This window comes from Carnobacterium sp. TMP28 (assembly GCF_047553015.1).
Taxonomy (GTDB): Bacteria; Bacillota; Bacilli; order Lactobacillales; family Carnobacteriaceae; genus Carnobacterium_A.
Genome location: NZ_CP180212.1, coordinates 541486 through 554742 on the forward strand (window position 1 = coordinate 541486; position 13257 = coordinate 554742).

The following is a 13257-nucleotide window of genomic DNA, read 5'->3' on the forward strand; positions in this document are numbered from 1 at the left end:
GTGTAAAAAACTAAAAAAAGATAGCCGGAGTAACGTTCCTATGTTAAGCTAGTAAAAAACTATTTTTAAAAAATGCAAAAGAAGGTGAAACATGGGAGATGGACAATTAAAAAAGGACGTTACAGGGTTAACCGCTTTAACCGTTGTTGTCGGAACAGTTATAGGAGCGGGTATTTTCTTTAAACCAACAGCAGTCTATGGAGCTGCAGGCGCGCCAGGATTAGGATTATTAGCCTGGTTTATCGGTGGATTGATTACAATAGCTGGAGGATTAACCGTTGCCGAAATCGGCACAATCTATCCTGAAACTGGTGGGATGATGATTTATTTAGAAAGGGTTTATGGAAGATGGCTAGGTTTTTTAGTTGGTTGGGCACAAATGATTGTTTATTATCCAGCTAATATTGGAGCATTAGCGATTATTTTTGCGACACAAGTAAGTAGTTTATTTGAATTACCAGAAAAAAGAATTGTCTCTATTGCTATTGTAACGGCTATATTCGTCATGCTCATTAATTTTATGGGAACGAAATATAGTGGTCGTATTCAAACGGCTGCAACTATTTTAAAGTTAATCCCTATTAGCGTTATCATCCTAGCTGGATTACTGTATCCTGGTGGTGGAGTCGTACGGTTGCTGCCTTTTTCTGTTGCAGATCATCCTGTTGCTACAGGATTGGGTTCAGCTTTAGTGGCTACACTATTTGCATATGATGGCTGGATTAACGTTGGGACGTTAGCAGGCGAAATGAAAAATCCAGGTAAAATGTTGCCAAAAGTTATTATTGGTGGACTTTCTATCGTTATGGCTATCTATTTAATGATTAATGTTGCTTATTTATTTGTTTTAGATAGTTCACAATTAGCCGGAACAGACACACCAGCAGCACTAGTAGCTTCGAAATTATTTGCTGGATTAGGTGGAAAACTGGTAACTAGTGGAATTTTAATTTCTGTTTTTGGTGGAATGAATGGGTATGCTATTTCAGGTATTCGTATCCCTTATGTTTTAGCCAGCCAAAAAATGTTGCCATTTAGTGAATGGTTTAGTAAAGTAAGCAAACGGACGAATGTTCCAGTAAATGGTGGGCTATTTATATTAAGTATTTCTATTATCATGATTTTAACAGGCCAGTTTAATCAACTAACGGATTTGATTATTTTTGTTATTTGGATTTTTATTACCTTAACCTTTATAGCTGTTATGATTTTAAGGAAAACCAAACCTGACATTCTCAGACCCTATCGTGTGCCACTCTATCCAGTGATTCCATTGGTAGCTATTATTGGTGGCTGTTACATTATTTTTAATACGGTTATTGTGCAACCTCAAAATGCTTTATTAGGAACATTATTAACGTTATCAGGCATACCTGTTTATGTGTATACGAAGAATAAACACACCTAAAAAATAGGCTTCACTCTTTTAAAGAAGAAGTGAAGCCTATTTTTTATGAAGGTAGTTAATAAAAAAATTTACAGACCAGCTATTTTTTGCGCTTTTTGTGTGTTAGCAAAGTGCAGTTTGGCATACTTTCCTAATAAAGGTAAGCCACCTCGTTTAAGTAATTTAGCCGCAACTAAATCAGCCTGACTACTGGCGCCAGATGGTATCTTCATTCCTGCATCTTTTGTCATTGTTTCTAAACTGGTCAAAAAAGCGTAACGAGCAATAATAGAAGCAGCCGCAACAGCTAAATGATGACTTTCTCCCTTAGTCTGGAAATAAAGGCTCTCTTTTATTTGATTAGGTTGATCGGCAATGTGTTTAAAATAAGTAGCAGGTAATTCAAACTGATCAATCAATATACCATCGGGAACAACAGGGTGAATCTTAGTTAACAGATGTCCTAAGGCTTGGTTGTGTAGAACGGCTTTCATTTTACCTTGAGTCATAGTAGGTTGAATGGCATTGTATTTTTCTGGTGTTACAGTCAACAAGCTATGAGGAAGAAAAGCAATCAAATCCTTAGCGACTACCATAATTTCAGGATCTTTCATTTCCTTAGAATCTCTTACACCTAATTCTTTTACTAACGAAAACTGACTAGAATCGACGTAGGCAGCGACGACGGTTAAGGGTCCAAAATAACTGCCGTTTCCAACTTCGTCACTTCCAATAACAGACCATTGGCTAAACCCTTTTGGCAGTGGTGTGTTGATTTCTTTTTTAGTTTTTTTATTTAGAGCAATGGACTGGCTTTTATCCGCCCAAATAGCAGCCTCTTGTTGTGATGTAGGGCCTTGAAACAAAACTTTTCCTGAAAGATAGGCTGTAATATTAACGGTATTTTTTTTAGCAGCGAATAGCCCGCCTGGTGGAGTAGATGGTTTTAAAAAAGCCGCATAGTCTTTTTTCATCTCTTGTAAGGTTTGAGGTGAAACGGTTAGTACTTCTTGAGACATAAAATGGTTCTTCCTTTCTAATGGGAAATAAATAGGTTGGGTATTAGTATAGCATAAAGAGTTAGTTTATTAATTAATGAGAGATAACCGTTATAAGTAGTTAGTCTGATTCTATTCTAACAGAGCTTAAGTGAGAAGTTAAAGAAAAGAAGTGTTACTCTTTTATCTTTCATGGTAAAATAAGGGAAATGTGATTTTTGGGAGGGGTTCGTAATGTCTCACGGTAAGATTCGTTACAAAGTAACGATTGCGGGAAAAATATATACCATTATTGGCGCACGTCCTGAAGCTCATTTAAAATTGGTAGCTGAAACGGTTAATGAACAAATGCGTCAAATTGAATCGTTATCTAAAGACTTAGATCCAGAAAGACGTGCTGTCTTAGCAGCTGTTAATGCTATTTCCGATCAATTTGATATGCAAATTAAACTAGAAGAACTTCAGAATAAGATAAGTGAAATGGAAGCTAAACTAAAAGAAAATCAAGAATAAAGTGAAACATATTTTTGATTGAAGAGGGTGGAAAAATGTTACTAACGATTGCTTTATTCATTATACTAGCATTAGGTGCTTATGGTGGCGCTAGAAGAGGATTAGTCCTACAACTTGTACTGACGATAGGGTATGTTATTTCTTATTTTTTAGCGGCAAACTATTACAAAGCTTTAGGAGAAAAATTGGATTTGCTTGTTCCTTATCCATCAGCTTCAGAAGGAACACAGTTTGTGTTTTATAACCAAGCAATAGGCTTTAATCTTGATCAGGCCTTTTATAATGGGGTCGCTTTTATGTTAATTGTGTTTATTGGATGGTTACTAACGAGATTTATTGGCGGCTTATTCACTCCATTAACGTATCTACCTGTAATAAAACAACTAAATACAGTAGGTGGAGCAGTCTTAGCCTTTGTAGTATCTTATACAGGAATTTTTTTAGTCTTAGTCTTATTAACGATGTTGCCTTTTGTCGCGATACAAAATGCCTTTAATGATAGTCGCTTAGCACAAACAATTGTAGAAAGCACACCGGTTTTATCAAAACAAATTTATGATTGGTGGATTCAAACAACCCTTTAATACCTAGTAAATAAGTGACTAAGAAATCGTTCTTTAGTAATTAAAAGAACGGTTTCTTAGTATCTAATTTAAGTAAAAAAGATGAACGAAGAGGTGAATACGATGAATAAAAAAATATTTCAAACATTAGAATTCAATAAAATTAGTCAAACGTTATCTAATTTTACGGCTTCTGAATTAGGAAAAGAACAAGCGCTTGAACTAAAGCCATCTATTTCATTAGTTGAAATTGAACGATTACAAAATGAAACAGAAGACGGCGCAACTATTTTACGGTTACGTGGTGGGATGCCAATTCCTAAACTCCACAATGTTAAGCCACATTTAAGACGTCTTCAAATTGGCGCATCATTGAATGGGTTAGAAATTGCACAAATCGGTAGAATTTTAAGAACAACGTCAGAAGTTTCTCGTTTTTTTGAAACGTTAAAAGAAACAGGCATCGAATTAACCACACTTTATCACTTAGCCGATAACTTTATCACAACACCGGCATTAAACCAACAAATAAGGGAAGCGATAGAAGAAGACGGCCATGTCCTAGATGATGCAAGCACAGCTTTACGTGGTATCCGAACGGGTATTAAGCGAAGTGAGACAGGGATCCGTGAAAAATTAGATAGTTTAATCCGAGGAAAAAACGCCCAGTATTTAACAGATGCAGTAGTCACGATGCGTAACGATCGCTATGTTATCCCAGTAAAGCCAGAACACCGCAGTAGATTCGGTGGAGTTGTTCACGATCAAAGTTCAACAGGACAAACATTGTTTATCGAGCCTCAATCGGTTGTTGATTTGAATAACAGATTGCGTCAATTACAGATTGAAGAACGACAAGAAATTGATCGCATTTTAGCAGAACTGTCTAATGAAATTGCTCCTTATGCAAACGAAATAGTAAACAATATGTTTTTATTAGGTAAACTTGATTTTATTGGTGCAAAAGCGAGTTATGGTAAAAGTATAACGGCTACTCGTCCACTAATTAGTGAGACTAATGAGGTAAGCTTACTCAGCGCCAGACACCCTATGCTGGATTCAGAGACAGTTGTCCCTAATGATATTTTAATTGGTGGCGAAAACCAAGCGGTTATTATCACAGGACCTAATACAGGTGGTAAAACAATTATTTTGAAAACATTGGGCTTATTGCAACTAATGGGTCAATCAGGTTTACAACTACCTGTAGCTGAAGGCAGCCAAATGGGATTGTTTACTGAAATATTTGCTGATATTGGTGATGAACAATCAATCGAACAAAGCTTGAGTACTTTTTCTTCGCACATGACAAATATTGTTTCTATTTTAGATCATTGCGATGAAAAAAGTCTGGTTATTTTTGATGAGTTAGGTGCAGGTACAGATCCTCAAGAAGGAGCTGCACTAGCTATTGCGATTCTAGATAAGATAGGATCGATTGGAAGTTATGTAATGGTAACGTCTCATTATCCTGAATTGAAAGCTTATGGATACAATCGTCCAAGTACTGTGAACGCTAGTATGGAGTTTAATGTAGATACGTTGAGTCCAACTTATCGTTTGTTAATTGGAGTACCTGGACGAAGCAATGCATTTGAAATATCTAAGCGATTAGGCTTATCCGTAGAGATTATTGAATCAGCACGTCAATTAATTGACGCAGAAAGCCAAGATCTAAATGAGATGATTACTGATTTAGAAAATCGCCGCAAAATGGCTGAAACAGAATACCTTGAAGTCAGGTATCATTTGGATGAATCCGAACAACTGCACGTTGATTTGCAAACGGCTGTTCAACAATTCTACAGTGAACGAGAAGAATTAATGAAGAAAGCTCATGAAGAAGCAAATAAAATTGTTGAAGAAACAGAAGAACGAGCGGATCAAATTATCAAAGATTTACGTAAAAAGCAATTACAAGAACCCTTTGGGAATAACGTGAAAGAGCATGAATTAATAGGAGCAAAGTCAAGCCTAGCACAATTGCATCATGAAGAATCATTAGCTAAAAATAAAGTATTAAAAAAAGCTAAAATTGATCAGTCGTTTAAAGTGGGAGACGATGTGCAAGTGATGTCATTTGGACAAAAAGGAGTACTGTTAGAAAAAGTAGATAAAACTCACTGGGTTGTGCAGATGGGTATGTTGAAGATGAAAATCAAAGAAAATGATATCAAACTAACGACTCCTGAAAAAGAACCAACCCGTCGCATGACAACAGCTGTTCGATCTGCATCAACTAGTCACGTCTCTACACAATTAGACTTGCGTGGAGAACGGTATGAAAATGCTTTAGCTGATTTAGATAAATACTTGGACGCTGCTTTATTGGCTAACTATCCGCAAGTAACAATTGTTCATGGAAAAGGTACTGGAGCGTTGAGAACGGGTGTAACAGAAGCATTAAAGAAACACCGTTCAATAAAAAGTTTCCATTATGCACCTAACAATCAGGGTGGTAATGGTGCTACAATAGTAGAATTTAAATCTTAAGCAAGATAGTAGAAATAAATAAGATTATTTGTTATACTAAGTAAAGAAATAAGAACTTACTATTAATAAGTTAAAGTAGTAGAAATTGTTAAAGTTATTTGGTACAATAGATAAAGGTTGAATAACTTACTATTAATAAGTTAATATATTAGGAGGAATTTAAATGGTACAAGTAGTAACAGATAAAGATTTTGAATTAGAAACAAATGAAGGTATTTCAATAACAGACTTCTGGGCACCATGGTGTGGCCCTTGTCGTATGCAATCTCCAGTCTTAGAAGAGTTAGACACAGAGATAGGCGATCAAGTTAAAATAGTAAAAATGGATGTTGATCAGAATCAAACGGTTCCTGCTTCATTTGGAATCATGAGTATTCCAACATTATTAGTGAAAAAAGATGGCGAAGTAGTTGAGAAACTAATCGGTTATCATGGTAAAGAACAAATTGAAGAAATTATTGCAAAATATAAGTAAAAGATAAAAACTAAGAACAACTTCTGTTTGGTGAACAGAGGTTGTTTTTAGTTTTTTTATTTATTTTAATCGTTATTGACTAGCTAAGTGATTAAAATAAAAAAATCAATCAATAAATATGTTAGACTAGTTTAAGGTGAATAAATGAAGTGAGCAATAAAAAGGATGAATAAAATGAAAGATTACACTATTTTAATAGATGAAGATTCGCTATTTTGCCAAGTAAGTGGAAAAGGTACTCCGTTACTTTTACTGCATGGGAATGAAGAAAATCATACTATTTTTACTAACCAAATAGCTTATTTCAGCAAATATTATCAAGTTTTTGCATTAGATAGTCGTGGTCATGGACGTTCTGATCACGGTAAAGAGCGATTAACAATTGAAAAAATAGCAAGTGATGTTATCTATCTATTGAACTATTTTCAATTAAAAAAAGTAGCGGTCCTCGGTTTTAGTGATGGTGGCAATATTGGATTGTATTTAGCCAGTCATTATCCTGAGAAAGTAGCGGAACTGATTATTGTGGGAGCTAATTATAGACCAGAAGGCTTAAAGAAAAAAGAGTTTATACAAGTGAAATTACTGTATGATTATTTAAAATGGGCAGGAATTTTTTCCAAATCTAGCCAACAACGCAAAGAAGTTATCGACTTAATGTGGCATCAACTAAAGTTGGATGACGATGATTTAAAAAGAATAACGGCACGGACACTTCTAGTGGTTGGAGAGAATGACGTTATTCAAAAGAGTCATACGAAAAAGATGTCTGATTTAATCGTAAAAAGTACTCTAATTACTTTACCGGATACGACGCACTTTTTGATGCTTGAAAAGCCGGATTTATTTAATACACTGGTTAAAGATTTTTTAGTATAATGCAAACACAGGAGGATAAAAAATGACTTTTCATACAAAACGAGATAGTTTTTTACTTATATTATTTTCATCTAACAGTTTCTTATTTGTTATTAGTTTGATTGTAGTGCTAACAGCCGTACCCTTTAACCAATGGTTTAAATGGATAGGATGGGGATTATTGGGGATTGCATTATTATCTTGGCTATCAGCAGCATGGTTTATTTCTTACACATTCAATAAAGAGAGTATATTGATAAGAAAAGGCTTGTTTATTAAACAAATTCAATACGACCAACTAATAAAAGCAAAAGAAGTCTACTATCGATTGCCAGATTTTTTGAATGGAGAAAGAGCGTTGAGTTCCAAAGATGGTTTAGCTCTTTCTTACCAAACAAAAGTAGGAACGAAAACAATTAAACTGTCTCCTAAAGATAAAGCAGCCTTTGTCATAGAGTTAAAAAAGCGTGTTCCTAAAATAGAAATAGAGTCTATTAGTAAAAAGTAATCGTTCAACTTAGTAAAAGTGTCTCAGAGAATTTTTTTAAAAAAATAAGGGAAAAAGAGGTATCGAGATTAGTTCGATACCTCTTTTTCTTCCTCTGTTCGAAAAAATATCCAATAAAAAAGTTGACAAGTAAGGGTCTAATAGACACAACCTCCGACTTTATCAACAATTCTACTTTATTTAGGCTAGATTATTAGACAAAAAATAAAAGTAGACAACTCACTTATTTTTAACAGTATCAGGTAATTAATTTGATAGGTGAGGTACTATAGTTAGTATTTGTCACTAAAATAGTTGGTCATCTAATGAATCATCTTTTTTAGTTAAAGTAAAAAAGACATCCGCTTGTTCAATAGGTTCTAAATCTTTTGTATCTTGCTTCAAGGTAATGGTAACCACACGTTTTCTAGTATCTATTTCATAAAAAGCTTCTGTATAGTTCATTTCTTGTTGCTGAATTTGTTCAGCTAAAAATCCTGCTTCTAGATTAAAAGACACGTTTTTAACATTTTTTATGCGCTTTTCTACATGAGTACCTATTAATCGATAAATAAGACTGTGGTTAGTGCGTTTATTTAATACAAGGGTACCAAAATGTGCCTTTTCGAAAAAAAGAATGGTATCTTCTATAGAAGATAGTGGATACTGTCTTGCTAATTCTTTTCCAGCCCAATATAAAATCTCATTTGTTTCATTTCCTAATAAGTTAGGGATTAAAACATCACGCAACACTGTTTGCCCAAAAAAAGGACTATTTTCTTCAAATAAATTTAAATCAATGGTTGTTTTTTGTTTAGCCATTCTTTTTCACCTCGCAGTTTATACTACTCTATTATAGCGTGCAATAGGATAGAAACCTATCTTTTTTTGCCGATAAGACTTGAATTATTGTTGAAAAAAAGAGAAGATAGAGCTAACAAGCAAATTAACTTTAGATAAAGGTTGTTAAAACATGAAAAAACAAGCAATAGGCTTTATCGATTCAGGAGTAGGCGGATTAACGGTAGTTAAAGAAGCTATTCGACAATTGCCGAATGAATCTATTTATTATGTTGGGGACACTGCAAGGTGCCCTTATGGCCCTAGACCAGAGGAGCAAATTTTAGCATTTACTTGGCAAATGACACAATTTTTATTAAGTAAAGACATTAAAATGCTAGTGATTGCTTGCAATACAGCAACAGCGGCTGCTTTAGAAGATATCAAAAGGAAATTAGCGATTCCCGTGATAGGAGTAATCTTACCAGGTAGTCGATCAGCTATAAAGAGTACTCGAAACAATCGTATTGGCGTTATCGGGACAGAAGGAACCATTAAAAGTGACCAATACAAAAAAATGATTCAGTCCAAAGATACTAAATCAATCGTCACAAGTTTAGCTTGTCCAAAATTTGTTCCATTGGTAGAAAGTAACGCATATAACAGCGCGATTGCAAAAAAAGTTGTTGCTGAAACGTTACGCCCTTTAAAAAACATGAACTTAGATACGCTAATCTTAGGCTGCACCCATTATCCTTTGTTACGACCTATTATTCAAAATGTAATGGGGGATGGTGTTAAGTTAATTGATTCAGGTGCAGAGACAGTCAGTGAATTAAGTACCCTTTTAGACTATTTTCATTTAGCTGTAGATAGTGGAGATAATAAAGAAACAGAGTACAATTTTTATACAACAGGATCGGTTCAACTGTTTGAATCGATTGCTTCGCAATGGCTTGAAATAGAAAATAAGACGATAGAACACATTAAATTGGGACTTTAAAAATAGAGTAGAATTGAGGAAATTATGCGTAAAAATGCTAGAAAGAATAATGAACTTCGCCGCGTGACGATTGAAACAAATTACTTAAAACATCCTGAAGGTTCGGTGCTAGTAACTTTTGGCGATACAAAAGTTATCTGTAATGCAACGATTGAAACAAAAGTTCCACCATTTATGCGTGGACAAGGAAAAGGCTGGATTCATGCTGAATATGCGATGTTGCCAAGAGCTACGAACACAAGAACTATAAGAGAATCTGCGAAAGGTAAGCTGACAGGTAGGACAATGGAAATACAGCGTTTAATAGCTCGTACACTGCGTTCTGTAGTTGATTTAGACAAGTTAGGAGAACGAGCTATTACAATAGATTGTGACGTTATTCAAGCAGACGGTGGAACGCGTACAGCTAGTATTACGGGTGCCTTTGTCGCAATGAAAATAGCTATCTTAACGTTAGTAGAAAGTGGTCAGATTAAAGAAAATCCTATTAAAGAGACAATTGCAGCGATTAGCGTTGGTATAACAAAAAATAATGAAGTATTATTAGATTTAGATTATTCTGAAGATAGTTCTGCTGCAGTTGATATGAATATCGTGATGACAGAAAGCGGCAAATTTTCAGAAATACAAGGTACTGGTGAAGAATCAACCTTTTCAGGTTCACAATTAATGGAAATGCTTGAACTTGGAGAAAAAGGGATAGCAGAATTAATAGCTATCCAAAATCAAGTATGTAACCAAGAGCCTACCAAAGAGAAAAATCATAGTTCTGTTTTGCCAGATACGATTTTAATTGCAACAAATAATCAAGGTAAAGCTCGTGAATTTGAAGCATTATTTGCTAAAAAAGGGATTCAAGTTAAAACATTATTGGATTATCCAGAAATTCCTGAAGTAGAAGAGACAGGAACAACCTTTGCTGAAAATGCTTTACTAAAAGCAGAAACTATCGCAAATAAATTAAATATGATAGTACTAGCTGACGATTCAGGATTAAAAGTCGATGCCTTAGAAGGTCGACCAGGGATTTTTTCAGCTCGTTATGCTGGTGAGCCTAAGAGCGATGCTGCAAATAATGCTAAACTTTTGCATGAACTAACCGCTATTCCAAGAGAAATGAGAACAGCACAATTTCATTGTACATTAGCCTTAGCTTACCCTAACAAACAGAGTTTAGTTGTTGAAGGTGAAGTAGAAGGAATAATACTAGGCATACCACGTGGTGAGAATGGTTTTGGTTATGATTCATTATTCTATGTTGCAGATATAGAAAAATCAATGGCAGAGTTGTCTGATGTGGAAAAAAATAAAAAAAGTCATCGAGCAAAAGCATTATTAAAGCTAGAACAAGTATGGGATGATTGGTTAACTGATCAAATAAATGAATAATGGAGTGGATGAAATGAGATTATTAGTTGTAAGTGACAGTCATGGTGATCGAGATATTTTAACAGAGCTCATTAAAACCTATCAAGGAAAAGTTGATGCAATGATTCACTGTGGTGATTCAGAGTTGGCTGAGACAGATTCAGTTTGGGAAGATATGAAATCTGTAAAGGGTAATATGGACTTTGACCAATCGTATCCACTGCTTCAAACCAAAGAAATAGGTCAAGAAAAAATAGTTTGGGTCCACGGGCATGTACACGATGTGAAGAAGTCCATGCAGACTCTAGTATTTACGGCAAAAGAAGCACAAGCAACTTTTGCTTTTTTTGGGCATACGCATGAATTAGGAGTAGAGATGATAGAAGGAATTTTAGTGCTAAATCCTGGCAGTATTTTATTGCCTCGAGGAGCACATAAGATAAAAACTTATGCGATTGTTGAAACAACAAAAGATACTATTCAAGTATCGTATTATAACAGACTACATCAGCCTATTGAAGAATTAAACTGTTCTTTTGTTAGAGTTTAGCAACTCAAAATTAAATAAATTTAGAAAACAGATGTGGTAAGATAGACGATTAGCTTAGTGTGTCGTCACTTGAAATGGGTACAGATACCATTAGTGAGAAAGGAAATTAGCAGACATGATAGGTAAAGAAATAGGGAAAATGCTATTAGAAAATAAAGAAAAATTTTTAATTCCCGCAGAACAAGTTGCACACATTCAAATGACAAACCATCTAGATCATGCCTTATTAGTCTTAACGAAGATAGGATATACGGTTATTCCTGTTTTAGATTCAACCTACAAAATACGAGGATTAATTTCTATGTCGATGGTCATTGATGCCATAACGAGCATTGAAGATGTTGATTTTAATAAACTTGGAGATATTCGTGTTGAAGATGTGATGCAAACAGATTTTGCAGTAATCGAAAACCCATACGACTTAGAAGAAGTGTTGCATTTACTTGTACGCAATTCATTTGTCTGTGTAGCAGCATCAGATGGCAGTTTTACTGGTATAGTAACGCGTAGTGAAATACTTAAAGCAACGAATAGAATTGCTCATGAGTTTGAAAATAAATACGATGTCAAACGCAAAAAAGAATACGTATAAAAAAATACCATAGGAGCTTGTGCTCCTATGGTATTTTTTTATACATAAGCAGTTTTTTAATCTAAAAGATTTTCTAAATAGGGAGCTGTTTTGCTAATAGTTAAAACTTCATCAATAATTAAAGCAGCAGCATTTGGGTAGAAATGTTCTTTCATATTTTCCATCATTTCAGTACAGAATGCTGGATTTTTTAGTAAGTATAAAATAGCAGGAACAATTTCTTCTTCCTCATAAGAGACGATAGCCATCCCTTTTGACTCAAATAATTTAGCATTATCCAATTCTTGACCAGGTACAGCTGGAGTTAAGACTAATGGCACTTGGATAGCCAATGCCTCTGAAAGAGAAATCCCACCTGGCTTAGTAATCATGAGATCTGCTTTCCTCATAAGAGAAGCCATATCTTTTACATAGCCTAAAATAGAAATTGATGAAACAGCTTCAAATTTTATAGTAAGTAAGTCATAAAGTTCCTGATTTCTACCACAGACTACAGTAATAGTAAGGTTACTTTGAGAATACAGTTCTTCAATCAATATGGGAAGATCTTTTATCACACCAAAGGCTCCAGCTGAAATTAATAATTCTTTTGCTTGATTAAGTGGTTCTTTTTTATCCAAGTCCTCTTTTTTTGCACGATAAAATTCTTCTTTAATAGGAATACCAGAAACGGTTATTTTTTGGGGAGAGACACCAGAATCTATTAATTCTTTTTTTAATGATTCGCCAGCTACAAAAAAATGATCTATTTCATCAGAAAGCCAACGAGAATGCAAGCAAAAATCAGTTAAAACATTTACAAAAGGGATATTGTGGTGATTTTTTTGTTGATAGATGGGAAGAGCTTGCATCGGAAAAGTATTGATAACAGCATCGAAAGCATAGGTGTTCATTAACTCACTGATGCGCATATAACCGTAACGATCAATAATCCGATCAATTCTAAAGTCCGTTAAGCGGGCATCTGAATTATAGTATAAAAAACCATAAATACTTTGGCCTTTGGTAAAGCTTTTCAGATAAAGTTGTTTAGTAAAATTAGTTAAAATAGGATGAGCTTCATGAAATAAGTCTGAAACAACAACGTCAGTAATGCCACGTTTTTTTAACTCAGCGACTAAAGCATGAGTTACTTCTAAATGACCATTTCCATAGCTGCCTGTCAAAATTAAAATTTTTGGAGAGTTCAA

Annotated in this window: 14 protein-coding genes; 11 read left to right on the forward strand and 3 right to left on the reverse strand. The window is 34.6% G+C overall.

Annotated elements, in window-relative coordinates; translation table 11 throughout:
- Positions 1-91: 91 nt before the first annotated feature.
- Positions 92-1408, forward strand: coding sequence for an APC family permease (locus ACMHYH_RS02665; RefSeq protein WP_414839829.1), 1317 nt, complete (start codon positions 92-94; stop codon positions 1406-1408).
- Between the two features lie 68 nt (positions 1409-1476).
- On the opposite strand, the gene rnhC is transcribed toward ACMHYH_RS02665, so the two are convergent.
- Entirely contained in the window at positions 1477-2406 is a 930-nt protein-coding gene (gene rnhC, locus ACMHYH_RS02670; protein ID WP_414839830.1) for a ribonuclease HIII, read from the reverse strand.
- A gap of 213 nt (positions 2407-2619) precedes the next feature.
- Between rnhC and ACMHYH_RS02675 the strand changes: the two genes are divergently transcribed.
- The 6 genes from ACMHYH_RS02675 to ACMHYH_RS02700 all read left to right on the forward strand — a co-directional run bounded on the left by ACMHYH_RS02675 (position 2620) and on the right by ACMHYH_RS02700 (position 7795).
- Positions 2620-2898, forward strand: a complete 279-nt coding sequence (locus ACMHYH_RS02675) for a cell division protein ZapA (RefSeq protein ID WP_414839831.1) — start codon at positions 2620-2622, stop codon at positions 2896-2898.
- Between the two features lie 35 nt (positions 2899-2933).
- Complete coding sequence (locus ACMHYH_RS02680; RefSeq protein WP_414839832.1) at positions 2934-3482, forward strand: CvpA family protein; 549 nt, start codon at positions 2934-2936, stop codon at positions 3480-3482.
- Between the two features lie 102 nt (positions 3483-3584).
- Entirely contained in the window at positions 3585-5954 is a 2370-nt protein-coding gene (locus ACMHYH_RS02685; protein ID WP_414839833.1) for an endonuclease MutS2, read from the forward strand.
- A gap of 163 nt (positions 5955-6117) precedes the next feature.
- Positions 6118-6429 (forward strand): thioredoxin, encoded by a 312-nt coding sequence (gene trxA, locus ACMHYH_RS02690; RefSeq protein ID WP_085560436.1) that lies wholly within the window; start codon positions 6118-6120, stop codon positions 6427-6429.
- 165 nt (positions 6430-6594) lie between these two features.
- Entirely contained in the window at positions 6595-7308 is a 714-nt protein-coding gene (locus tag ACMHYH_RS02695; protein ID WP_414839834.1) for an alpha/beta fold hydrolase, read from the forward strand.
- A gap of 22 nt (positions 7309-7330) precedes the next feature.
- A complete protein-coding gene (locus tag ACMHYH_RS02700; protein WP_414839835.1) occupies positions 7331-7795 on the forward strand; it encodes a PH domain-containing protein in 465 nt (154 codons plus the stop codon).
- A 285-nt stretch (positions 7796-8080) separates the two neighbouring features.
- Here the strand turns inward: ACMHYH_RS02700 and ACMHYH_RS02705 are convergent, their stop codons facing one another.
- The gene (locus ACMHYH_RS02705; protein ID WP_414839836.1) at positions 8081-8596 is read right to left on the reverse strand and encodes a YslB family protein; all 516 of its coding nucleotides are present in this window, start codon (positions 8594-8596) and stop codon (positions 8081-8083) included.
- Between the two features lie 151 nt (positions 8597-8747).
- Here ACMHYH_RS02705 and racE point away from each other — a divergent pair, with 151 nt between their 5' ends.
- The 4 genes from racE (at position 8748) to cbpB (ending at position 12067) form a co-directional block, all read left to right on the forward strand.
- Positions 8748-9557, forward strand: coding sequence for a glutamate racemase (gene racE, locus ACMHYH_RS02710; RefSeq protein WP_414839837.1), 810 nt, complete (start codon positions 8748-8750; stop codon positions 9555-9557).
- 24 nt (positions 9558-9581) lie between these two features.
- On the forward strand, positions 9582-10946 hold the full coding sequence (gene rph / locus ACMHYH_RS02715) for a ribonuclease PH (protein ID WP_414839838.1): 1365 nt from the start codon (positions 9582-9584) through the stop codon (positions 10944-10946).
- Positions 10947-10959: 13 nt separating this feature from the next.
- Positions 10960-11475, forward strand: coding sequence for a metallophosphoesterase (locus tag ACMHYH_RS02720; RefSeq protein WP_414839839.1), 516 nt, complete (start codon positions 10960-10962; stop codon positions 11473-11475).
- Positions 11476-11590: 115 nt separating this feature from the next.
- Positions 11591-12067, forward strand: coding sequence for a cyclic-di-AMP-binding protein CbpB (gene cbpB / locus ACMHYH_RS02725; protein ID WP_414839840.1), 477 nt, complete (start codon positions 11591-11593; stop codon positions 12065-12067).
- A 56-nt stretch (positions 12068-12123) separates the two neighbouring features.
- Here cbpB and ACMHYH_RS02730 read toward each other — a convergent pair whose 3' ends face one another.
- Positions 12124-13257 (reverse strand): MGDG synthase family glycosyltransferase, encoded by a 1134-nt coding sequence (locus ACMHYH_RS02730; RefSeq protein ID WP_414839841.1) that lies wholly within the window; start codon positions 13255-13257, stop codon positions 12124-12126.